The sequence below is a fragment of the Mesorhizobium sp. M1E.F.Ca.ET.041.01.1.1 genome, assembly GCF_003997355.1.
GTDB lineage: Bacteria > Pseudomonadota > Alphaproteobacteria > Rhizobiales > Rhizobiaceae > Mesorhizobium.
In genome coordinates this window covers 1-21,009 of sequence record NZ_RZSL01000045.1, presented here as the reverse complement: position 1 = coordinate 21,009, position 21,009 = coordinate 1, and the positions used below count along the sequence as shown (strand labels likewise).

Annotated in this window: 24 protein-coding genes and 1 pseudogene; 7 read left to right on the top strand and 18 right to left on the bottom strand. The window is 60.9% G+C overall.

All coding sequences use genetic code 11. From position 1 onward, the window contains the following. The 3 genes from EOA38_RS06620 to EOA38_RS06610 all read left to right on the top strand — a co-directional run. Positions 1-154: ABC transporter permease subunit (locus EOA38_RS06620; RefSeq protein ID WP_127298797.1), on the top strand; the 154-nt coding region annotated here is incomplete at its 5' end. Then, the gene (locus tag EOA38_RS06615; RefSeq protein WP_127298796.1) at positions 147-1,271 is read left to right on the top strand and encodes an ABC transporter permease subunit; all 1,125 of its coding nucleotides are present in this window, start codon (positions 147-149) and stop codon (positions 1,269-1,271) included. The genes EOA38_RS06620 and EOA38_RS06615, both read left to right, overlap by 8 nt. Before the next feature lie 17 nt (positions 1,272-1,288). Then, positions 1,289-2,905, top strand: coding sequence for an ABC transporter ATP-binding protein (locus EOA38_RS06610; RefSeq protein ID WP_127298795.1), 1,617 nt, complete (start codon positions 1,289-1,291; stop codon positions 2,903-2,905). Between the two features lie 23 nt (positions 2,906-2,928). Here EOA38_RS06610 and EOA38_RS06605 read toward each other — a convergent pair whose 3' ends face one another. The 14 genes from EOA38_RS06605 to EOA38_RS06545 all read right to left on the bottom strand — a co-directional run bounded on the left by EOA38_RS06605 (position 2,929) and on the right by EOA38_RS06545 (position 12,945). Next, on the bottom strand, positions 2,929-3,264 hold the full coding sequence (locus EOA38_RS06605; protein WP_126095145.1) for a hypothetical protein: 336 nt from the start codon (positions 3,262-3,264) through the stop codon (positions 2,929-2,931). Positions 3,265-3,689: 425 nt separating this feature from the next. Then, positions 3,690-4,145, bottom strand: coding sequence for a CopG family transcriptional regulator (locus EOA38_RS06600; protein ID WP_127220737.1), 456 nt, complete (start codon positions 4,143-4,145; stop codon positions 3,690-3,692). 5 nt (positions 4,146-4,150) lie between these two features. Further along, entirely contained in the window at positions 4,151-6,133 is a 1,983-nt protein-coding gene (locus EOA38_RS06595; RefSeq protein WP_127298794.1) for a conjugal transfer protein TraG, read from the bottom strand. A gap of 22 nt (positions 6,134-6,155) precedes the next feature. After that, entirely contained in the window at positions 6,156-7,895 is a 1,740-nt protein-coding gene (locus EOA38_RS06590; protein WP_127298793.1) for a VirD2 family relaxase/mobilization nuclease, read from the bottom strand. Positions 7,896-8,138: 243 nt separating this feature from the next. Further along, positions 8,139-8,912, bottom strand: a complete 774-nt coding sequence (locus EOA38_RS06585; RefSeq protein ID WP_127298792.1) for a lytic transglycosylase domain-containing protein — start codon at positions 8,910-8,912, stop codon at positions 8,139-8,141. Positions 8,913-8,915: 3 nt separating this feature from the next. After that, positions 8,916-9,233 (bottom strand): DUF736 domain-containing protein, encoded by a 318-nt coding sequence (locus tag EOA38_RS06580; protein ID WP_127298791.1) that lies wholly within the window; start codon positions 9,231-9,233, stop codon positions 8,916-8,918. Positions 9,234-9,306: 73 nt separating this feature from the next. Continuing rightward, a complete protein-coding gene (locus EOA38_RS06575) occupies positions 9,307-9,852 on the bottom strand; it encodes a S26 family signal peptidase (protein WP_127298790.1) in 546 nt (181 codons plus the stop codon). Then, entirely contained in the window at positions 9,849-10,367 is a 519-nt protein-coding gene (locus tag EOA38_RS06570) for a DUF2840 domain-containing protein (protein WP_127298789.1), read from the bottom strand. The genes EOA38_RS06575 and EOA38_RS06570 overlap by 4 nt, the downstream gene beginning before the upstream one ends. Positions 10,368-10,466: 99 nt before the next feature. Then, complete coding sequence (locus EOA38_RS06565; RefSeq protein ID WP_127220730.1) at positions 10,467-10,748, bottom strand: helix-turn-helix domain-containing protein; 282 nt, start codon at positions 10,746-10,748, stop codon at positions 10,467-10,469. A 128-nt stretch (positions 10,749-10,876) separates the two neighbouring features. Further along, positions 10,877-11,212 (bottom strand): DUF2285 domain-containing protein, encoded by a 336-nt coding sequence (locus EOA38_RS40240; RefSeq protein WP_245468436.1) that lies wholly within the window; start codon positions 11,210-11,212, stop codon positions 10,877-10,879. A gap of 106 nt (positions 11,213-11,318) precedes the next feature. After that, entirely contained in the window at positions 11,319-11,642 is a 324-nt protein-coding gene (locus EOA38_RS40235; protein WP_245480785.1) for a DUF6499 domain-containing protein, read from the bottom strand. A 121-nt stretch (positions 11,643-11,763) separates the two neighbouring features. After that, entirely contained in the window at positions 11,764-12,024 is a 261-nt protein-coding gene (locus EOA38_RS06555) for a DUF2285 domain-containing protein (protein ID WP_126095135.1), read from the bottom strand. 186 nt (positions 12,025-12,210) lie between these two features. Beyond that, on the bottom strand, positions 12,211-12,549 hold the full coding sequence (locus EOA38_RS06550) for a DUF736 domain-containing protein (protein ID WP_127298787.1): 339 nt from the start codon (positions 12,547-12,549) through the stop codon (positions 12,211-12,213). Positions 12,550-12,663: 114 nt separating this feature from the next. Continuing rightward, positions 12,664-12,945 carry a hypothetical protein gene (locus tag EOA38_RS06545; protein ID WP_127298786.1) on the bottom strand — a complete coding sequence of 94 codons (282 nt, stop codon included), beginning with the start codon at positions 12,943-12,945 and terminating at the stop codon, positions 12,664-12,666. Between the two features lie 704 nt (positions 12,946-13,649). Here EOA38_RS06545 and EOA38_RS39000 point away from each other — a divergent pair. Further along, on the top strand, positions 13,650-13,796 hold the full coding sequence (locus EOA38_RS39000) for a hypothetical protein (RefSeq protein ID WP_189350208.1): 147 nt from the start codon (positions 13,650-13,652) through the stop codon (positions 13,794-13,796). A gap of 278 nt (positions 13,797-14,074) precedes the next feature. On the opposite strand, the gene EOA38_RS06540 is transcribed toward EOA38_RS39000, so the two are convergent. The 3 genes from EOA38_RS06540 to EOA38_RS06530 form a co-directional block, all read right to left on the bottom strand. Beyond that, a complete protein-coding gene (locus EOA38_RS06540) occupies positions 14,075-15,472 on the bottom strand; it encodes a hypothetical protein (protein ID WP_127220257.1) in 1,398 nt (465 codons plus the stop codon). Between the two features lies 1 nt (position 15,473). Continuing rightward, entirely contained in the window at positions 15,474-16,631 is a 1,158-nt protein-coding gene (locus tag EOA38_RS06535) for an MFS transporter (RefSeq protein WP_127220258.1), read from the bottom strand. Between the two features lie 150 nt (positions 16,632-16,781). Continuing rightward, positions 16,782-17,516, bottom strand: coding sequence for a helix-turn-helix domain-containing protein (locus tag EOA38_RS06530; RefSeq protein ID WP_245468402.1), 735 nt, complete (start codon positions 17,514-17,516; stop codon positions 16,782-16,784). Between the two features lie 424 nt (positions 17,517-17,940). On the opposite strand from EOA38_RS06530, the gene EOA38_RS06525 reads away from it, so the two are divergent. The 3 genes from EOA38_RS06525 to EOA38_RS06515 all read left to right on the top strand — a co-directional run bounded on the left by EOA38_RS06525 (position 17,941) and on the right by EOA38_RS06515 (position 20,272). After that, positions 17,941-18,936: a class I SAM-dependent methyltransferase gene (locus EOA38_RS06525; protein WP_127220260.1), complete on the top strand. Its 996-nt coding sequence runs from the start codon at positions 17,941-17,943 to the stop codon at positions 18,934-18,936. Between the two features lie 146 nt (positions 18,937-19,082). Further along, on the top strand, positions 19,083-19,982 hold the full coding sequence (locus tag EOA38_RS06520; RefSeq protein WP_127220261.1) for a LysR family transcriptional regulator: 900 nt from the start codon (positions 19,083-19,085) through the stop codon (positions 19,980-19,982). Between the two features lie 47 nt (positions 19,983-20,029). Beyond that, positions 20,030-20,272, top strand: a complete 243-nt coding sequence (locus tag EOA38_RS06515; RefSeq protein WP_245468403.1) for a hypothetical protein — start codon at positions 20,030-20,032, stop codon at positions 20,270-20,272. A gap of 402 nt (positions 20,273-20,674) precedes the next feature. On the opposite strand, the pseudogene EOA38_RS06510 reads toward EOA38_RS06515, so the two are convergent. After that, positions 20,675-21,009: pseudogene (locus EOA38_RS06510) on the bottom strand (transposase); the annotation flags it as partial.

Below are 21,009 nucleotides of genomic sequence, written 5' to 3'. Positions count from 1 at the left end.
GGGAGTCGGCCGCTACTTCGTCGATGCCGCGCTCAACCGCGACTACACGCTGGTCATGGGAACCGTGGTGGTGATCGCGCTCTTCACCATCGTCTTCAACCTGATCGTCGATCTCCTCTACGCGGTCGTTGATCCGAGGGTGCGCTATGACTGAGCTCGCCGTAGCCGTTCCGGACCCGATCGTCGGCCGCTCGCTCTGGGGCAATGCCTGGGCGCGGCTGAAGCGCAACCGCGCCGCCATGTTCAGCCTCTACTACCTGGCGTTTATCTCCATCATCAGCGTGTTCGGCCCGATGGTCGTGCCGCACGAATACACGACCATCTACGGCGACTATGTCCGCACGCCGCCGAGCCTTTCGGCCTATCCCAAGCCGGACATGATCCAGGGCGCTCTGAGCGATGCGATCAAGCGCATGCGCGTCGACATCAAGGAATGGCACCAGGACGGCAGCCGCGTCATCGTCACCGTCACGTCCAAGAAGCCGGTCGACGAGCGAAACATCCGCTATCTCGATCGCTCCGACGCCTTCGACGACACCAGGATCGAAAGCAAGTCGCCCGACGGGCTCGAAGTGACGATGAGCTCCGCGGTCAAACAGCAATATTTCTTCTTCGGCACCGACAACACCGGGCGCGACCTGCTCTCGCGCACGCTGATGGCGGGGCGCATTTCTTTAGCCATCGGCCTGCTTGCCGGCGTCGTCGCCGGCGTCATCGGCGTGATCTACGGCGCGACGTCCGGCTTTGCCGGCGGCAGGGTCGACGAGGTGATGATGCGCATCGTCGACGTGCTTTACTCGTTGCCGTTCATCTTCTTCGTCATCATGCTGGTGGTGTTCTTCGGCCGCAACTTCGTGCTGATGTTTTTGGCGGTGGGCGCGGTGCTGTGGCTCGACATGGCGCGTATCGTGCGCGGCCAGGCGCTGTCGATCCGCAGGCAGGAATATGTCCAGGCAGCCGAAGCCATGGGCGTCGGCCATCGCGGCATCCTCGTGCGCCACGTCATTCCGAACCTGCTCGGCCCGGTCGTCATCTACATGACGCTGCTGGTGCCGCAGGTGATCATCCTGGAGAGCTTTCTGTCCTTCCTTGGCCTCGGCGTGCAGGAGCCGATGACAAGCTGGGGCGTGCTGATCTCGGTCGGCGCCAAGAACATCGGCTACGCCAACTGGCTGCTCCTGTTCCCGGCCTTCTTCCTCGTCTCGACGTTGTTCGCGCTGAACTTCGTCGGCGACGGTCTGCGCGACGCGCTCGACCCGAAAGATCGATAAAGATGGGGATCGCTGACATGGCTTCCGAAACGATCCTCAGCGTCAAGGACCTGCGCGTCCGCTTCCAGACCCTCGACGGCACGGTCGAGGCGGTCAAGGGCATCAATATCAACGTGAAGGCAGGAGAGACCGTCGCCGTGGTCGGCGAGTCCGGGTCCGGCAAGAGCCAGACGATGATGGCGGCGATGAGCCTGCTCTCCTCCAATGGCGAGGCGAGCGGCCAGGTCGATTATCGCGGCCGCAATCTTCTGGAGATGACCAAGAGCGAGCTCAACAAGGTTCGCGGTCGCAAGATCAGCATGATCTTCCAGGAGCCGATGACCTCGCTCGATCCACTCTATACCATCGGCAATCAGCTCATCGAACCGATCCGCCGGCATCGCGGCCTGAACGCGCAGGCCGCGCGTGAGGAAGCGCTGAAGCTCCTAAGACTGGTGCACATCCCCGATCCCGAGCGGCGGATGAAATCCTATCCGCATGAAATGTCTGGCGGCCAGCGCCAGCGCGTCATGATTGCCATGGCTTTGGCAAACGATCCCGACATTCTGATCGCCGACGAGCCGACGACGGCGCTCGACGTCACCATCCAGGCGCAGATCCTGATGCTGCTTGCCGAATTGCAGCGCAAGCTCGGCATGGCGATCGTCTTCATCACCCACGATCTCGGCATCGTGCGCCGCTTCGCCGACCGCGTCTATGTGATGCGCCAGGGCGAGGTGGTGGAGGAGGGCGATGCGGAAGCGCTCTTCGCCAATCCGCAGCATGCCTATACCAAGATGCTGCTCGCGGCCGAGCCGACCGGCACCAAGGCGGCGCCGCCCACAAATTCGCCGGTGCTGCTCGAAGGCAGGAATGTCGAGGTCGTCTTCAAGATCGGCGGCGGCTTCCTCGGCGGCGAGCCGCTGATGCTGCGCGCCGTCGACAAGATCTCGATCCGGCTGAAGCGCAATCAGACGATCGGCATCGTCGGCGAGTCAGGGTCCGGCAAGTCGACGCTCGGCCGCGCGCTGCTGAGGCTCCTGCCCAGCGATGGCGTGATCCGCTTCGGCGACCGCGACATCTCCGAAGCGGACCGCCAGGCGATGCGGCCGCTGCGGCGCGAATTGCAATTGGTTTTCCAGGACCCGTTCGGCTCGCTGTCGCCGCGCATGACGGTGGGCCAAGTCATCACCGAGGGGCTTCTGGTGCACGAGCCCTCGCTGAGCAGCAAGCAGCGCGACCATCGCGCCGTCGAGGCGCTGCGCGAGGTCGGCCTCGACCCCAACGCCCGCAACCGCTATCCGCACGAATTCTCGGGCGGCCAGCGCCAGCGCATCGCCATTGCCCGCGCCATGATCCTGAAGCCGAAAGTGGTGGTGCTCGACGAGCCTACCTCGGCGCTCGACCGCTCCGTGCAGAAGCAGATCGTCGAATTACTGCGCAAGCTGCAGGCCGACAACGAGCTGTCCTACCTCTTCATCAGCCACGACCTCGCGGTGGTGCGCGCCATGGCCGACTACATCATCGTCATGAAGCAGGGAAAGATCGTCGAGCAAGGGCCGACCGAGGAGATCTTCGGCGATCCGCGCGAAGCCTACACGCGGACGCTGATGAACGCCGCGATCGATACGACTAGGTTCCGGATCAGCGCATAAGACCGCCACCGGCCGCTGCTAGCTCATTGCGATGATGGGCACCTTTGCTTCCTTGCCGCGACGATTGCCTGCTGCTGTTGCTGCAGCTTCTCGATTCGGGCGGTATCGCGATTGGCCACCACCGTCTTGACGCGCTCGCCGCCGAGCAGCCAGCTCGGCACGCTGGTGTTGGCGACCTTGCCGCGGCTGATCGCCGTCCGCGAAATGTCGGTCGCCGTGTCGCCGAGCGCGCTGTTGAGCTCGGCGCAGCTCATCTTGTCGTATTTCCCCGGATCGATCGATGCGACGGTCGAGGAGCAGCCTGCTGCGAGAGTCAGCACCGCCGTCAGCGGCAAAATAGTCGTCGGCGCGAACTTCATACGTCCACCTTGTCTCGCCGCCCCGATCGCCTCTTTCAGTCAGGCAAGACGCCATTAGGCCAAGATAAGGGTTCCCCGTCCAGCACAATGATAGGCAACTGCTATTCAAGCTTATTGTTCGGTGCTGGACGTTAACGCAGGGCGGGGGCGACAAGCGCCCAAGTGCTTGCTTTTTCTGGTCGCAGTAGTCCATATCGAACGTCAGGCTGCGGCCGGTGGCTATCCCTGCGCCGTCATTCCGGTGCAAGGCCGCGCCGAATTCATGCCCGCACTCGAGCACGCAATATGTTGCCGCTCAGTCGCTTTGTCGGGAATTGGCAGTTCGAGGCATGTCGGAGACGACAACCAATACTCCCCGCTGGTTGGGTATCATTGGCGGGCAAACGGCAGAGGAAAATCTCTGGCACTCATGGGCCAACAAGAGCCTACATTCCGGCTGGGGACGGCATTCCCTTATCGTCAACTGGATCGATATCCTCCGATATCTCCTGCCGCAGTTTTGGACCCTTGGCCAAACGTCTGCCCAAGGCTGAGACGAAAGCCTCATAGCGTTCGGCCGCCTTGGCGCGAGCCCCCTGGGCCGCAGGTTCCGGCAACGCTGGCGTGGTCGCGAGCCAGAACCGCACGAACACCGCCAGGGTTTCGACCGCGATGCCGATATCGCGCTCCTGCCGGGCGAGGCGGCGATCAACTTGATCGAGGCGTTTGGCGATAGCAGCCTCGCGACGTTCGTCAGCATCTGGCGACAAAAACGACGCGATCGCGGCCTCTGCAATCATCGATTGGGGCTGGTCGCGCCGGGCCGCATACTCGGCCAGCATCTTCATGATCGCCCCGTCGAGATAGACGGAGATTTGCGCTTTCTTCTTGCGGCTGATCATGGCGGCTAAAACTCCATGCCGTCATCTCGGTCGAGCGAGACCTGCCGTGCCACGCCCTGCATGAGGCGGGCGAGGCGCCGATTGCGCACAGCACCGTCGTCGTCGCTATCGTCTACCGGACCGATCTCGAACTCATTTTCGATCGGAGCCGCCTTCTCGAACGCCCGCGCACGGTTCAGTTCGGGTTGCAGGCGCCGTTCGGACCCGGTCGGATCTTCATCGCCCCGCGCGCCGGGGGCTTCGTCGACCTCGGGGCGTTTCAGGACCGGTGGGCTGCTCCAATCACAAGCAGAGGCCTTCTCGGCTCGGGTCAGCTCGGGCGGCGACAAGACGCGTTCCCGGAAGCGAACATCCTCGTAATAGCGTGCCTTGTTCGCCCTGATCGGTGGGGTTCCCGCCACCATGACGATCTCGTCGGTCGGCGGAAGCTGCATGATCTCGCCAGGCGTCAACAGTTGGCGGGCGGTCTCTTGCCGCGACACCATCAAATGTCCGAGCCAGGGCGAAAGCCGGTGACCGGCATAGTTCTTCATCGCCCGCATCTCGGTTGCAGTGCCGAGCGCGTCAGACACACGTTTGGCGGTCCTCTCATCATTCGTTGCGAAGCTCACGCGCACATGACAATTGTCGAGGATGGAGTTGTTCGGGCCGTAAGCCTTCTCGATCTGGTTAAGCGATTGCGCGATCAGAAAGCTCTTCAGCCCATAGCCGGCCATGAAAGCCAAGGCAGTTTCGAAGAAGTCGAGGCGGCCGAGCGCAGGAAACTCGTCGAGCATGAGCAGAAGCCGATGCCGATGACCTTTCGCCCGAAGGTCCTCGGTCAGGCGACGCCCAATCTGGTTGAGGATAAGGCGAATGAGCGGCTTGGTCCGATTGATGTCCGAGGGCGGCACCACCAGGTAAAGTGTCGCTGGTTTGATGCCGCCGACGATGTCGCTGATGCGCCAATCGCAGCGCCTCGTCACCTCGGCGACGACGGGGTCGCGATAGAGACCGAGGAAGGACATCGCCGTGGAGAGCACGCCCGACCGCTCATTGTCAGATTTGTTGAGCAATTCGCGCGCCGCACTGGCGATGACCGGGTGCGGGCCTGCTTCTCCCAAATGGGCGGTCTTCATCATAGCCGCCAGCGTGGACTCGATCGGGCGCTTCGGATCCGAACGGAAGGCGGCGACGCCGGCGAGCGTCTTGTCCTTCTCGGCATAGAGGACGTGAAGGATCGCGCCGACCAGCAGTGCGTGACTGGTCTTTTCCCAATGGTTTCTTTTTTCCAGGCTGCCTTCCGGATCGACGAGAATGTCGGCGATGTTCTGGACGTCGCGGACCTCCCATTCACCACGGCGGACCTCCAGCAAAGGATTGTAGGCCGACGATTTCGAATTGGTGGGATCAAAGAGCAGGACTCGACCGTGCAGAGAACGGAAACCGGCGGTGATTTGCCAATTCTCGCCTTTGATGTCGTGGACAATCGCCGAGCCCGGCCAGGTCAACAGCGATGGCACCACCAGGCCAACGCCCTTGCCCGAGCGGGTCGGTGCGAAGCACAGCACATGCTCGGGACCATCATGGCGAAGGTAATGACGGTGATAGCGCCCGAGCACCACACCGTCGGCGCCGAGCAGCCCGGCAGCCTCTATCTCTCTCCTGACGGCCCATCGCGCCGAACCGTAGGTCACGACGTCCTTGGCTTCACGTGCGCGCCACACCGACATGCCGATTGCTACAATGATCGAGACAAAGCCGCCGGACACGGCGATCAGTCCGCCTTCCACGAAGATGGTTGGGGCGTAGGCATCATAAAAGTACCACCACCAGAACAGGGCGGGTGGATAATAGACAGGCAGGCCGGCGACTTCGAACCAGGTCGGTCCGAGTTGCGTCTGGAACCCAAGCCGCCATGCGGTCCATTGCGTCGCCGTCCAGGTCGTCAAAAGGACGATTCCGAAGACAGTGAGGATCTGACCCCAGAGGATTTTCGTGGCGGACATGGCGTGATCCTTTCCAAAACTGTCAGAGACCGAGCCCGCGCTTGCGGGCAAAGCTCCAGTCGATGCCGCCGTCACCACGAGCGACACCGCAGACATGCTGGCCGAGATGTTTTTCGAGGCAGGGCGTCCAGGGTACAAGTTGGAACCCAAGGCCGTCGTCGATCACGGCGAAACGGCCGGATGCGAGGGACAAGCGCTGGCCATAGGTGCCGGCGACGTAGTCGCCGCTGGCGGCACGGTTGAAGGGCCGTCCGCTATCGGACGCGAGCTTGTCGCCAATCATCTCCAGCTCGCGGCGGCGCAGCGTATCGATCAGGTTAGTGGTGAAGATGATCCGGTTGCCCTGCCTCTCGGCGAGCCCATGATTGACCAGATGTTCGGTCCGGCGGTCTAAGGCGTCGCCGACCTCGGCGCCGAAGCCCCCCTCCGCAAGAGCTGCAGGCTCGCCGGCGATTGCCTGGCGGTCGAGCCAGGTCGCACCCGGTGCGGCAACCTGTTCATCCACAGCGAGATCGGAGCACACGGTAAGCGCGATCCGGCGCCGGCCACGCCCATCATCGAACTTGCGCAGCTCGACAATCGATCCCGGCGGGCCGTCGCCAGCGGCGTCCAGAGCGCAAAGTCTGATGTGGTGGATACGTCCGTCAATACCATCGACAACCGCGTAAGCCGCACTGCCCAGATCATCATCGGGTCCGCGTTCGACCAGCCGGCCGACAATGGGTGTATCGAGACTTTCGGCGGCCAACACATAACTGGCCGAGCCCCGCTCGATCCCTCGCGCGGACAGTGCGCGATGCATGCGCTTTATGATGTCGCCACGCTCGCCAAGCTCGCGCAACCTCGCTTCGGCCTGGACGTCGAGGACCCATTGGCCCGGGCCGACCTGGTCGGCGAGAGCAAGCGCTTCAAGCTTCCGCAGACGGCCAATCTTGAGCGCATGATATTCGTCGGGCTGGTTGTGAGGGCGTTGGGCTAAATCGATGACCCCGGTGTCGCGGCTGTCGCAAAGCAACTGGCGATCGAGTTGGGTCCAGCGTTCGGACTGGATCTGGCTTTCGAGTGAGCGGCGGATGTCGAGATCGGTTCGCGGCCCCAGTTCCTGGGTGATCAGGTCGCGAGCCCGGTCTCGCATGCCTTCCTTGATGTAATCGCGCGAGATGACCAGATCCTGGCCGTCGTCGCGCAGGCCGCGCACGATCAGATGAACGTGCGCATGCTCGGTGTTCCAGTGATCGACCGCGACCCAGTCGAGCCGCGTGCCGAGGTCCTTCTCCATTTGCCCCACCAGATCGCGGCTGAAGGATTTGAGGTCCTCCATCTCGAGGGCGTCGTCGGGAGAGACGATGAAACGGAAATGGTGCCGATCATCCTTGGCGCGCGCGGCGAAGGCCGCGCCGTCGGCATCCCCCGTCTGCGGCCCGAACAACCCCGCCTTCTCTCCGTTCCGGGTCACGCCCTCGCGACGCAAATAACTGAGATGAGTGGCGAGTGAGGCAGCGCTTGCGGTATGACGGACAACGCGAGCCTTTACGACTGCGCCGCGCGATCGCGAGGTGATAAGGCGATTGGCCTGGATGCTGGCGCGCTGTCCGTGACCAAACCGGGAGCGGCTGCCGGAAATGAATTTTCCCGAGTGCGAGACGCCACCGCCGGCTTTTTTCGCCGCCGCTAGCGCCTGGGCGATGAAGGGCCGTGCCTGCTGGGCGCGGGTCGAGCGGATGCGACCTGGCCGAATGCGAAACGCGCGCTCATCAGCCATGGCGCTGTCCGGCAATGTGGAAAAGACGACGCGAACACAAGGCTTCTGGCGCTCCGCGCACATTGCCCATAGGGGCCGCAATGTGCGACGTGGGCCCGAAAACCTGGCAAATCCTACCGTTCGACCGGCGCGCAATGTGCGCCCTTTTATCCTGCCATCGCTCGGTCGGTTTGCCTGCACCTACCCGGTCCGTACGCCATGGCACGCAGAACCACGAGATGGGGCGAAGAGCGTCGGGGCGGCTCATGGCGCGGACTTCTTGCTCGCTTCGGGAACGAACAGGCCGGTCGATCGAGGTGCGGCGTCGGCCAATCCTTCCTTGGGCACAGTCTTTGAAGCGTCATCGCGGGAGCGCTCCGGCCGTGTCGAAGGGTCGCCCGGGGTGTCGCTCGGCTGCGCGACGAACAGCGGAGCGTACTTCCAGCCATACCGTCCGGAGAACGTCGGGCTGTTAGCTTTCATCGTACCAGTGTTGCCGATGGCAGACGCAACGATAGCGACATAGGCAAGCGTTTCCCGAGGCAGCCGCCTGCCTTTCAGCGACGCTTCGTAGCGCCGAGGGCCAGCATTATATGCGGCAATCCAGCCGGGCCATCCGTAGCGATCAACCAACTCGCGGATATAGGCCGAGCCGGCGATGATATTGTCGTGCGGGTCGTAGGGATCGGCGCCTAGTCGGTACCGAACGCGCAGGTCAGACCAGGTGTTGGGCACGATCTGCATCAGCCCCATGGCGCCCTTGCGCGATGTGGCGCGTTGGTCGCCGGCACTTTCGGCGCCAAGGACGGCGCGGATCCAGGTCGGCGGAAGGCGGAAGCGCTTCGCCGCTTCCGCAATGTGAGTGTCGTAACGATTGCGGGCCGGCGGCATCACAGCCGGCAGGTCCTTCGCCGGTGCAGAGGCGGCAACCACGCAGGTGATGCAAAGTCCGCCAAGCACAAACAAGGCCGAGCGCCAGAGCGCGCGAGGCAATGCGAGCGCTCCCGCTTGGCTCGCCGGCTGACGGCGCGCCGACATCGCTTAGTCCTTCTCGGCGCGATCGCGCTGGCGCGACCATTGCAAAGACCAGGACTTCTTGTCGTAAGCGCGAATCGGCCGCGCGAAAGTCGGGTCGTCTGTCTGCAGCGATATGAATTCGCCGACCTTCTCGCTGGAGTGTATCCAGCCGGCGCCAATCACGACGCCATCTTCGCCACCAGCATGCACACCATAGTCGGGCACATTGTCCGCATCGCTCGCTTCGGCCGCGACAATTGCGACCTCAAGGTTGAGGCTGAGCGTTTGAATTCGCCTCCAATGCCCAGTCTGATGGCGGTTGAATTCTCCGATCTGCGGCATGTCATTTCTCCTGTCTTTGATGTGCGCGGTGACGATTGGGTGGCGGCACGAAGGGGCGCTGCCGGTGAAGCTCTCACCGCGCTGAAGCGCGCCATTGGAAGCAGCCGTCGCCCTGCTCGTCGGTCCACAGCGGGACCGCGCGGCCAATAATGTGATCGGTGGAGATGAGGCCGAAGTAGCGACCATCGAGGCTGTCGCGGATCTGGCGGTTCATGAGGAAAACTGCGCCGACCGGAATGCCTCGGCAGCCCTGCCAGCCCGGCAGTTCACGCCCTGCGCGGTCGCGCTGAAGCGCAACGCCGACTTCGCTGCCATCGACCGAAATCGTGAACTTGTTCCGGCAAACGGTTTGACCGGAAACTGCAAGGATATGCTTCATGAGCAGCACGCCCCTCGGCAGATAGCCGCGGTCAGCCAGGAACGTTGTAAGCGTTTCAGGCGGCTCGACGGCGACGAGGTCATCGGCTCCAAACGGTCCCCTTGCATCGATCCGATAGAGACCGATCGCTGCGCTGGCCGACGCGTTCCAGACAAACTTCGGCGGGATATGCTTGAGAACCGGGCAGAGCGCTCCCATGGTCGCCAGTGCCGTCACAAGGACGATCGGTGACCGCATCATGGCTGGACCCGCCGGCGCAGGAGGTAGGCTCGGTGAAGGTCCATCGTATAAGTACGAGGCGCCTGCCCAACCGTCATTCGGTTGTGGATGTGCCGCCAGTGATCGGGCGAGACCGCTCCCGGATCGATGCCGAGTTGTTCGATGCCATCGATCGTCTGCAGCACGCGCTCGACCTTGGGCCAGCCTTGAGCGGTGAGCAGAATGTCACCGCCGGGCCGCACGAACGGCAGCGTCTGATAGGCTTCGCCCTCGGCAACCACGCGCACAATATCGACGCGCGAGATGATCGTGTCGTAGCCGTTCGCTGCCCATCTGACGAAGGCGAAGATGTCACCGGGCCGAAAAGAGACGATGCGTCGGCGCCGATCGAGTACCTTTTCCCGAGCGACCGAACCGAAGCGGATCCAGCACTCGATCTTTTTCTCGACCCAGGTCAGTTCGACATCAGTTAAGCCTTCGCCGGCAACAGCGCCTGACGCCGATCGGCATGAACGAAAGTCAACGACAGTGCCCATTGGCCTTTGTCCTGATCTTGCGGAAAGCAACCGCGATGCGTGATTGATGATTGGCGCCGTTGTGTTAGTGCGGCGCTCTTTGCACAGATTGAGCGCAGCTCAACGCACGTAGCGTCCGATCGGCGTGGAAGTTGCAGGGGTATGGCGCTTGGCGGGAAGCACTGAGCCGCGTGGGTCAGAAGTCGAAGTCACTGCGCCGCGCTGGGCCCAGGCCTGGAGGTCGTCAACTGCATAGACGACGCGGCCGCCAAGTTTACGGTAGGCGGGACCCGTGCCGTAGGTGCGGTGTTTTTCGAGCGTGCGCGACGACAGGCTGAGGAACTCGGCAGCTTCCTTGGTGCGCAGAAAGCGCGGCGGCAAAACGGCTAGATCAGGTCGCATTTGTCGAACCTCCGTGGGGCTTCGGTGAACCGCTGACGCTCAGCGGCGGGCGGCGATCACGGTGGCGGAAAGGAGGCGTCGTGAGGGATGGGGAAGATTGGGGGGCCTGATATTGCCACCCCAGGGCGCTAGGCCCGCCTGCGGTGGCGCAACAGTTGCAGATAGCCGCCGGAAATCATGGCTCCGCCGCCCTTGACGAGACCGATCACGGTGTCGCGAAGGGACGAGGTTTTCCACGCATTGGAGGCAACACGCCCTGTGCCATAAAAAGCAGTCGCGATTTCACGGTAGCTGGCGCCGTTCTTGCGGCCATCGGAGGCCTGCATCATGAGGCGCAGGCGGCGCCTCTGGTGAATCGTCATTCGTGTGTCCGGCGGCACGGGCCGCCTATGACAGGAGCGCCAGAAACGCACGAGGGCCTCAACCCGTCCGAGCGTTTGGGAATCGAGCGGGACCAAGGCCATGAGGGATCGGCCCGTTGCGCTCCCAGGAAGGAGGAGCAGCTGTGTCGCTATCCCACCGTGGCGGATGGCATGAAATCCCTGGGGACTCTCGTGCTGTTTGCCAACCTCAACGGGCGCTGTCAAAGATTCGCAGGACAGGAAATCTGGCGAGGCCATGAGGGTCACCACCGCGGGGTTGGCGAGAGGTGACCACAGAACGTCTTGCGTCAATGCGGATAAGTCGGGTCGGGCCGCGAAATCGCAACCCCCAGCGCTTCTGCGCTTCAGTTGGTAAGGGATGCCTCTCAATTCCCTCACGCACAAGTGCCAGATAATGCCGCAGATAAGAATCTGAGCGGCGAAGACATTCCCAGGCCAGGCCTTCGATTGGCAAGTCATCGAAGAACTCGTAGCTGCTGTTGTCTCGCCAATGCGACGTGTCGGGCTTCATCGTGCAGCTCCTTGCTAAAACTGCAGGTTGTGCACGCATCGATTCCCGACTCTGGCGACAGGCGGAAGGCCCCCAAAACGCATCGCGTGATGCTCTTTCAGCATCACCCTGGAAATATTCGCTAGGTGTCAGTTTGGCGTAGAAGGTGGCGGTAACCGGTGCGCGTCATCCAGCGCGCCCTCGCCAAGTGGGTATCGTGGACATGTCGAGCGCGCTGCGGCTCCTTTGCAGGGTCGATCCCGAAGAGAACTTTGACCACCTCACGCCAATCAGCACCGTCGGCATCGGCGTCGAACAAGCGCATGTAGAGCTTAACGTGGCTGCGATCATAGTCTGTGAGTTCGTCCCCCGTGGGGGCGGTGTCGTCGAATGGCTCGATCATGATTTGCACATCCCCAACGTGCGAGACCTAAAACACGATCCTTACAGATGCCACCTCGGAGGTGGAGGAGCTCAAAGGGCATCACGCGATGCTGTGCTGGCGTCGCTGCGGCTGTGTGCCGTACCACTCCAGTTGGTCACTTGAGGTTCCGCCCGGTTGGCCCGGGCGGAACCTTTTGTTTGCCTCCTATTCTGCGTTACGGCGGCTCGGGCGGGACCAGATCAGGCTGTAGCCCTCACCGTCTTCGTCGTTGAAGAGATTTGCGAAGATCGGGGAGGTGAAGCTCGGATCGTCGAGCTTGAGGCCCAGATAGTTGCGGCCCTCGTTGGACTGCTTGGCCCAGGCGGCGCCGATCTCTGCTCGGCCGACGAAGACCCGGTGGCTGGGGGCGTTTTCGCCGTTGGCGCGATTTTCGGGGACGATGCGGACGCCACGGGCCTGGACGCTGAGCGTGACGATTTCGCCAGTGAACTCGTTGTTGCCGGACTTCTTGAAGGTGCCGAAGCAAGATCGTTCCGTCTGCATGTCGTTGACGCGACGGATGGGATGTCGCCGCCTTGCTGATCAAGGCTCACACGGGCAAGGAAGTCGCCCGTACGCTCAACATCAGTCTACCCACCTGGTCCCGCAAAATGCAGGTCACGAGCGCGCCAGATTTGGTCCGCCGCCTCGTCTCTGGCTGAGGTTTGACGGACCTGGTGAAGCCGTCGCTGATGCGTCGAGCCCGGCAAGTGTCCTGCGCCACAGCTCCTCATGGGCGTCGTCGGTCATGTAGGCCGCGTGCGCTGTGAGCGTCACGTTGTCGAGTTTGCGGTAGGCGCTTTCTCCAGGAATCGGTTCTTGCGGGAACACGTCCAAGCTTGCATGGTGCTCTATTGCCATGAATGCTGCGACGCCGGCCGCGATGACCGCAACCTGCATTTCAGCAACGATGCGGTGACGCCGAGCAAGCGCAAAGGCTGGACGCCTTGAAGCGGGAGCGGCCCGGCAAGCCAGTTCAGGAAGACCCGCCGGGCCGACCGGTGGCTGGAACTACCAACAAAACCGCGCACCGGCTGGGCGCATTTATATCAGCTCTCGGGAGAGCATTCCGTCATGCGAATGAAGGGGCCTGGCCTTACGGATTCACGAGCAGGCCAAGCCATAGCGGCCCGGCAAACTGGCGGGGTAGGCCAGCACTCTGCCGGGCCTGGCCGGTGTGGGTCGGGGGACGGGCACCGGTTGTTTGATAGTATATGCGCTATGGCTAATGTGCGCAGCATGCGAACGAAGGACACCTTGCGGGCGCCGCCGGAATCCGCTCTTCTACCTGTCGCTAGTCAAATTCGGATCGAGGTTCTGGTAGCGTCCCAAATGGCCGTCCGACTGGTGGTTGTCCTGGCGCTTCTTTCCGCCCTTCGCCTACGGATCGCGAAACTCGTGGAACGCTATGGCGGGTTGGCGATCGGCCTCTGCGTGTGAGCAACTGTCTGCTCAGGCCCGAACGCGCCGCCTTGAAAGCCCGAATCTAAGGCGGGTTAGCTGCAGCTGAGGCGGTCAGATAGAACATTAGGATGGGCTAATCGTTCATCCTTCCGCAGGAGGGAGATACGATACGCAAGCTCTGGAGTAACGTTGACGAGTGGATGGCCGAAGCTGATCGCTTCGCCGATCGCGAGTTGAATAATCTCACAGACCATCAGCTCTACCAAAAAGCCAACGATCTGCTCGCGGCGCGGGCAATCCTGCGCGAGTTTGAGGCAGAATGGTATGGCCGGCTGGAAGTTCCTTAGTGTCAGGGCGGTAGGATAAGCAGCACTATCGCAATGCGCAGGCCTTGGACGAAACGCCAACCTTCAGCGTTGCGCCGGTCAGGCCGGCACCGGCCGCAGCAAACAGAAGTTTCTCACCCGGTCGAAAGGGACTCCGGACGGCGCTCAACGCGAGCGCGCGACCTCCCGCTCGTGATCCCTGCTCACCACACGCGCCCATCTCGCGCAGCGGGCTCGTTCAACGGCCCCAATCAGACGTTCGATACATCGCTGGTATATGACGTTTGGCGCATCTCTGCTTAAGCAAAAGCCCATTCCGTATCGGCCGTGGTGATCACCTGCTCTTGCAACCGTCGGTGAAGCTCTTGCCACGACGTGTCCGAAACAAAGCTGGTCATGCGTCCACAGGCTTCAGTTAAAGGCATATTGCGGAAGCGGTCGATGATATCGCTGGTTTCGCAAGTGCGTTCATTTCGGATTAATTCGAAAGGGTCGACATCGCATTCAATTACTCGATGTCCCCAAGCTCCCGGTATGTCGTCTGTCGCGAGAGCGTGTCGAAGATCGCTATCCCCCCCGGCGGCTTCCAGCGCTCGGTACAAGACGTAGCGCATTAAGGGAAAATAGACCGGCTGATGACTCCCACCTAGAGCGCGCACGCCCGGCAAGATCGACAAGACTAGAAACATGAGGAACAGGTTGGGGACCAGGCTGCGGTTTGCCAGTTGCTCGACGATATCGGGAGCAGCGAAGCGAGCCACCTTCGTTCGGGTTGCCACATTGATGAGTTCGCCACCCACCAGCCGCAATGGCAGCCGCCTGCCATTTTCATAGAACCAAAAGAAATCCGTACCGCGAGCGAGCCAGCCACCCCACGGGCCTGCCAGCTTGTCGATTTCGGCAAGGATGTTCATTGCGAGCTTTGGGTGGTCCAGCAGCCTCGCCCGTAGCCAGGAATCCTCCTCGGACAGGTGGTCCCCCACCAAATCGGCCATGTCCTCGTCATCGATCTGCAGGAACGCAAAACGGTCTCCGAAGAGTTTTGGCCAAAGGCTGAGATTAGCTGCCTTGATGGCGTGAGCCGGCCGCTCGAATTGGCCCTTCGGCATGAGGTTTTGAAGTAGCGTAAGCGCGTCTCCCTCAGCGCCTTGCTCCGCCGGCACCAGTTCCAACCGATAGGATCCAGGCCCGGTCAGGAGGCTGAATCCGATCATGCGGTTTCGGCTGAGGCCGAAGACGTTGATCGACCTCCTGTCCACCGTCAGCCAGCCAGGGCCCTTGCGAGCCTTTTCAACGAGGCTCACCGTCGAAACAGCATAGGACACGTAGGTCGAGCAACCATGAGCCGAGAGGCCAACGAAGCTAAGAACATGCGTGTAGAACGCTTCCGGATCCAGAAGAAGAAGCAGATGAGGCCCTGTCTGCAACACACGGCGCTCTTCGAACTCTCTACAGATTTGTGCGACGGCATCGATCGGCAATCCGTTTCGCTTTCCTGCATTCTCGATCGTACCGCGCAGCTTGGTTAGGGCGTGCCGACGAATGTCCGGCATAGTTTTCGAAGCTGGCACGTCGAACAGGCGGAACGCATAGTCGCGGAGCGGTCGGGAGTAATACGGTTGCATCCATGGGTAGAGCGTTGCCAGTGACCTGAGGACCGCCAGTTTGGCATCCGCATTTGTTGCTAGCTCGCCCACGTCACGACCCGCTCGTATGCTGCGCGATGCCGATACTCAATGCAGAAACGCTAATGATGAGCATCACGCCGAAACTGAAAAAAATCATCGAAGGGATTACGCTGCCCCCCAAAATGGTCACGATGCCGAATATGACCAGCCCAAATCCGACAGCCAGACTATGCATGGTACCTTTCGCTCGGCCCAACATCTTATTGGATGCACGCGACTGCAGTGTGACCTCGATGCTGACGCGGCCCATATTGTAGAGGAGTCCAAGCGCGGCAAAGATCGTCAGTGTCCAAGGCCCGCGCAGGAATATTAGCGCCATCAGCGCGAGCGCAGTTGACCACAAGAGCATGAGATGCAGTGTATGAGCGCTTATCCCCCTTGTCAGCCTGACTAGAAGGACCGCTCCGATCAGCGAGCCCACCGACCACGCCGCTTCGACGTGGCCGAAATCCACAGCGTTACCCTTCAGTTCTTCGAAAACAAAGCTTGATCCCATCACACTGACCAACACCGCGCCTCCATAGAGGAGCGCATACACGGCAAAGAGGCGAAGAAGGTGCAGATCGAAGTTGATTGCAAAACTGTTGGCCCTGCAGACGGCGTTCGGCGCCGAGGCCAGGCGCAGTGAAGACAGGCTGGCCGCTGAAACAACGAAGAAACCGGCAAGGATGATGAACATCAGGGCAGGGGAGTGCTCACCGAGCAACGGACCAACAAGCAACGCTGCCCCTAAACATCCGAATTGCGTGACGAAGAAGACGGTGGAATTTGAGGCTACGGGATCGCTGCCTCGCGCCACGAGGGGGATCATTGATTGCGAGCTGGTAAGAGCAACACGATCACAGAATGCGAAGGGGACCGCTGAGAGGCAGATCGTTACAAACACGTCCAGATAGAGAAGCGCGCTAGCTGTGGCGAGCACGGCGGCAATGCGGCTGAGGTCCGCCGCGATATTCAACCGTTGTCGATCGAACCGATCCACCGCCGCGCCGACCAGAGGGCTCGCAACAAACTCGACCACGCTGACAATCGCAAGCAACGTCGCCACGCCGGCACTTCCGTGCCCTGCCTCGACAAGCATCCATGCGGATGCAATGTAATAGCCATTTCGCCCGACCGACGCCGATAACGTGCTGGCCAAGAATCCGAGGAACTCTCTGGACTGCATGAACGGTCTTTTGTCACGATGAATTCGCACTGTGTCTGACATCGGCTGCCACCCAACCATAGGGCCACACGTCATACTCACTCCGGCGGTGTCTGCTTTACCGTGATGGCGGACTTTTCAATTCCTTGCTGAAAAAGGAGATGTGTCGGGCTAAATCCTGCACTTGCGCCGAAATTCTATCGGGTTCGTTCCGAAGGCCCGTTTGAACGCGGTCGTGAAGTGGCTCGAGTTGGCGAAGCCGCACTCCAGAGCGATTCCGGTTGCCGACAAATTCGTGGATCGCAGCATATCCGCGGATCGCTCAAGTCGGCGCCGTGCAATGAATGCATGCGGCGTCATACCTGTCGACTGTTTGAAGGCCCTACTGAAATGAAACCGGCTGATGCCAAGCTCCTTTGCCAGGTCGGCCAGTGTGGGCCCGCCGTCAGACAATGACTCGATCATTCCCACGACGCGTTTGAGATCGAAGGCCGAAAGACCGCCTTTGACCGGCTGATGGCCGGTTTGGTTCAACCTGACCATCTGCACGAACAACTGCGTGACCTGACTCTCCACCATCGTCACGCTGATCGGATCGGGGAACCTGAGCTCGGCCGCTATTTTTTGCAACGCCATTTCCATGGTGCTGTCACGAAATCCGATCCATGGTGGCACCTCCGCCAGGCGGTAGGACGCCGATCCCTCAAAAGTCTGTTCGGCAAATTCCCGTGCGATCGACACAAGCAGGTACGACGCTAGGGCGTCACCCTCATCCCAGCCAGTCCATTCGCTTTCGGCTGGAATATAGATTATCGAGCCGGGCCGCCTTACGGAGAACGAAACCCGGCGCCCGTTAATGAAGTCTTCTCCGCGCCGCGCCGCACCTTTCAGATTAATCAAGAACATATGGCAGGTGTGCCCAATTCTCGTTTCCTGTCGTTCTAATCCTGTTCTCCTAATTAAGTCCGCTCGTATGTTTCCCCAGCTCTCATACTGGTGAGCTAGTGTCTGGTGCCGCGAGGGGCGTATCTTGTCCGGGTCGAGGCAAAAACGCTCCGCCAATCGGTCCGACCTCCTTGCTGTGAGTAGTTCGCTGTCCCCCCTTTTCTGTGCCTAATCATAGGTTGCTGGACAACTCACAAATAATTCAGGGTTGGTAGAAGATGTGGCTTGAGTGAAAAAACGGCAACTGAATGAAAGCGGTTTGTACCACTCCGGTCTACCCATTGCCTCGTCTATACTCGACCGTCTGAAATATTAAGCTAAGCTAATCTTTATTTCGCTGTCGAGATTTAGGCGTCTCACTCAGACGGTTGTGGGAGGCACTGCAATGCGAGGACTCGACGATTTCCTGGCCGAATGCGACCATGGCCCACGGATCAACGAACTCACTGGCTTCTTCGCGGCGACCGCCGCTGGAGAGAGTGGGATGCCGATCCGCAAGCCCGTGGTTGATACCCGGCTTCTTCCGAGCGATGACCTGCTTCGCGGGCTGGTCGGCCTGCATGCCGCTCGCCAAGGCTTTTTCGACCAGCACTATCACGGCAGCATTCCTTACCGACTGGAGGAGGAGTGCCGGATGGCCTACGCCATGCTGAAATACGCCCGGTATTGTCAGACCCCGCTGTCGCTATACAGCCTCGGAACAGCCGAAGGCACTATGGCGAGAACCCTCTCCGAGTTGTCGGATGGACACATCCGTAGCCTGTCTTGCAGCCCCAACGCGGAAAATTACAAATGCTTCATGGCATATGGCGAACCGCCCGACGCCGAGTTTTTCGTCGGACCGTTCCATCGATTGACCAAGGAGGTTCTCTGCTCAGACGTCCGGCTCGCAAAATTCGCTTCCGGCTTCGATTTCATTCTGGAGGATACCACCTTCCAAATGTACTCGCCGAACAGAGTGAAGCAGATCGAGTTTGTGATGCAGCACCTGAAGGAAGGAGGCATCTTCGTCTTCGTCGAAAAGTTTCGGGCGGTGGACGAAAACGACTACGCGCGCCGGGAGTGGCAGAAGGATCTAGGCTTCAAGGCGCGGTACTTCCCGCAGGAGGAAATCGAGAAAAAGAGGACCGCCGTCCTGGCGACGATGTTCAAAAATGAGGTGACGCTGGAGGAGATGTCTCGCGTCGTGGGCGCGCATTTCAATCACTGCATCATAACGTGGAATAGCGGGAATTTCTGCAGCCTTGCAGCGAGCAACAGTAGAGAAAATCTAAATCTGTATCTCTCGCAAATGGCAGACCCGGCCATTCCAAATGAATATGTCTATGAAAACAACTTGTTTCGGGGGCTCGCCTTCGGTGCCGTCGAGCAAGAAAAATGATGCCTCAACGCATTGTCCAAGACTGGTTCACGGAACGCGGGGCTTATGGATCCAGTTGATCGCAATTTCTCGCGGGGAGATGAGATCCGAACTCGTTGCGCGGAAACAGACATGACCCGCGACGATATCCCCAAAGCGTCTGATAAATGAAGCCAAATGGCAACGCCTTGCGGTTGCTGGCCTATGCCTTTGCAGCCGCGGATCACGGCAGCTTGCGGCAGGCGGCAAGAGCGCTGGGCGTTCGGGGGTCCTCTGTTAGCCGCAACGTTCTCAAGCTCGAACAACTTTTGGAGATGCAACTCTTCGAGCGCGATTTTCGCGGGGTTCGGTTGACCCAGACAGGTCGAGCCTGGACCGACGTTGCGCGGGCTCACTACGACGGCTTGCTCGACGCTTTCACCCACTGTACGCGCGATCACAAGGATGCAAAGACGCTCCGCGTTGGATTGTGTTGGGTGACAGGGGGAGAATTCCTCAAGCGTCTCATCGATCGCTTCGTCGCCATCTACCCGGACGTGAGCCTGACCATTGAGGATATTCCCACCGGGCAGTGCCTGGCAGCCATACGCCGCCGACGCCTCGACGTTGCGTTCACGTACGACCTCGGCCCCTTCACATCTTGCTGCACGGAGGTGTTTTGGCAGGAGCGCCTCTTCGTCCTGCTGCCGTCGCGTCATTTTCTTGTCGACAGGCCGGCGATCGCATGGTCCGACCTTGCGGAAATGTGCCTGCTCGTTCCGACCGGATCAGAGGGACCGCCGGTGGACCTGCGCCTGCTGCAGCGCATTGCGACGGATGGCGGCCCTGCTGTCCACACGTGCCGCGCGAACCAGGCGACGGTCATCCTCAAGGTGCAACTCGGACAAGGCGTCACTTTGGCCGCCGAAAGCTACGCCAGGACGGTCGCCGTCGATTCCGCGATTTGGAAGCCCGTAGAAGGCCAGAACAGTGTCAACTCAATCCGGACTGTTTGGCTGGATTCGAATCCAAAGGGCGTTGTCCACCGATTAATCGCCATTGCCAGGAACATGGCAGAGGCTCCATGACCGCGATGGTCGAGGCACGCGGGTATCGCAGCTCGCCCAGCTGATATGTGAGCCAGCACACGGTCGTCGCCGTCCCTCCCGACATCATGATTTTCTATCGATACCTCGCCGCCTGGTCGGCGATGATCGGCGACCTGGATACCGCGCGCTGGGCCGCGCAAAAGCTGCTGGCCGCCCGGCCGGGGTTCACGATAGAGCGATACCGGTCGCTGCCCATCTTTCGTAACAAACCGGAATGGGCGCGCCAGATGGTCGAAGCCTTGATCCAGGCGGGATTGCCCGAACGATGATATGGAGCAGGGCCACTTTTGCATTGTCCGCTTGGGGCGCGACTACGGCTCTCGCATTACGTCCCGCTGTCCGCTTTCGGTGCGAAAGGAAGGCGTAAGCCGCGGCATAGAGTTCATGGTGCTGGCCAGAGAAGGCCGTCAGAGCGCAACAGGGGCAAGGGCGACAAGGAATAGCGTTGCCGGGAACAGTTGGTTTCCGCTCTCGTTATTCCGTTGTTATTTCCCTTGTATTAGCCGAGCATTGGGATGGCGTGTAACCGTGCCTTTTTTTGGTAGTTCCAGCGATCCTCATGGTATGCTTGTCCGCGACCGTCGTCTGTCTGGGGCTCAAAAGAATTTACGGGAAAGAGCTTTCCCTGATCTTGCTCGGCCCGACTATTTCGATGGTCGCGGGTGCGCATGCGGCAGGCAAAAGAAGGTCAGCGTGCGCTCGATGGTCTCCTCCACCCACGTCGTCAGCCTTGGATAGCGGCCCGACCATTTGGACAGCCATGCGGCGAGATCGGCTTTGGCCTCGGCGAGATCGCGCCGGTCGTAGAGCCAGCGCAGCTCCTGCAGGCAGTCGTCGCCATGTTTCCTCGGCAGGTGATCGAGCGCGTTCCTGAGGAAGTGGACGTAGCAGCGCTGCCAGGCGGCTTCGGGGATCACCTCGCCGATTGCCGCGACGAGGCCGGCATGGTCGTCGGACACGACCAGCTCGACGCTCTTGAGGCCGCGCGCCTTCAGCGCCACGAGAC

What these genes read in the sequence shown, in the direction of transcription:
- EOA38_RS06615 (WP_127298796.1), top strand. Translation starts at nt 147, where the DNA reads ATGACTGAGCTCGCCGTAGCCGTTCCGGACCCGATCGTCGGCCGCTCG.
- EOA38_RS06610 (WP_127298795.1), top strand. Translation starts at nt 1,289, where the DNA reads ATGGCTTCCGAAACGATCCTCAGCGTCAAGGACCTGCGCGTCCGCTTC.
- EOA38_RS06605 (WP_126095145.1), bottom strand. Translation starts at nt 3,264, where the DNA reads ATGAAGTTCGCGCCGACGACTATTTTGCCGCTGACGGCGGTGCTGACT.
- EOA38_RS06600 (WP_127220737.1), bottom strand. Translation starts at nt 4,145, where the DNA reads ATGATCAGCCGCAAGAAGAAAGCGCAAATCTCCGTCTATCTCGACGGG.
- EOA38_RS06595 (WP_127298794.1), bottom strand. Translation starts at nt 6,133, where the DNA reads ATGTCCGCCACGAAAATCCTCTGGGGTCAGATCCTCACTGTCTTCGGA.
- EOA38_RS06590 (WP_127298793.1), bottom strand. Translation starts at nt 7,895, where the DNA reads ATGGCTGATGAGCGCGCGTTTCGCATTCGGCCAGGTCGCATCCGCTCG.
- EOA38_RS06585 (WP_127298792.1), bottom strand. Translation starts at nt 8,912, where the DNA reads ATGTCGGCGCGCCGTCAGCCGGCGAGCCAAGCGGGAGCGCTCGCATTG.
- EOA38_RS06580 (WP_127298791.1), bottom strand. Translation starts at nt 9,233, where the DNA reads ATGCCGCAGATCGGAGAATTCAACCGCCATCAGACTGGGCATTGGAGG.
- EOA38_RS06575 (WP_127298790.1), bottom strand. Translation starts at nt 9,852, where the DNA reads ATGATGCGGTCACCGATCGTCCTTGTGACGGCACTGGCGACCATGGGA.
- EOA38_RS06570 (WP_127298789.1), bottom strand. Translation starts at nt 10,367, where the DNA reads ATGGGCACTGTCGTTGACTTTCGTTCATGCCGATCGGCGTCAGGCGCT.
- EOA38_RS06565 (WP_127220730.1), bottom strand. Translation starts at nt 10,748, where the DNA reads ATGCGACCTGATCTAGCCGTTTTGCCGCCGCGCTTTCTGCGCACCAAG.
- EOA38_RS40240 (WP_245468436.1), bottom strand. Translation starts at nt 11,212, where the DNA reads ATGGCCTTGGTCCCGCTCGATTCCCAAACGCTCGGACGGGTTGAGGCC.
- EOA38_RS40235 (WP_245480785.1), bottom strand. Translation starts at nt 11,642, where the DNA reads ATGAAGCCCGACACGTCGCATTGGCGAGACAACAGCAGCTACGAGTTC.
- EOA38_RS06555 (WP_126095135.1), bottom strand. Translation starts at nt 12,024, where the DNA reads ATGATCGAGCCATTCGACGACACCGCCCCCACGGGGGACGAACTCACA.
- EOA38_RS06550 (WP_127298787.1), bottom strand. Translation starts at nt 12,549, where the DNA reads ATGCAGACGGAACGATCTTGCTTCGGCACCTTCAAGAAGTCCGGCAAC.
- EOA38_RS06545 (WP_127298786.1), bottom strand. Translation starts at nt 12,945, where the DNA reads ATGCAGGTTGCGGTCATCGCGGCCGGCGTCGCAGCATTCATGGCAATA.
- EOA38_RS39000 (WP_189350208.1), top strand. Translation starts at nt 13,650, where the DNA reads ATGGCCGAAGCTGATCGCTTCGCCGATCGCGAGTTGAATAATCTCACA.
- EOA38_RS06535 (WP_127220258.1), bottom strand. Translation starts at nt 16,631, where the DNA reads ATGCAGTCCAGAGAGTTCCTCGGATTCTTGGCCAGCACGTTATCGGCG.
- EOA38_RS06530 (WP_245468402.1), bottom strand. Translation starts at nt 17,516, where the DNA reads ATGTTCTTGATTAATCTGAAAGGTGCGGCGCGGCGCGGAGAAGACTTC.
- EOA38_RS06525 (WP_127220260.1), top strand. Translation starts at nt 17,941, where the DNA reads ATGCGAGGACTCGACGATTTCCTGGCCGAATGCGACCATGGCCCACGG.
- EOA38_RS06520 (WP_127220261.1), top strand. Translation starts at nt 19,083, where the DNA reads ATGAAGCCAAATGGCAACGCCTTGCGGTTGCTGGCCTATGCCTTTGCA.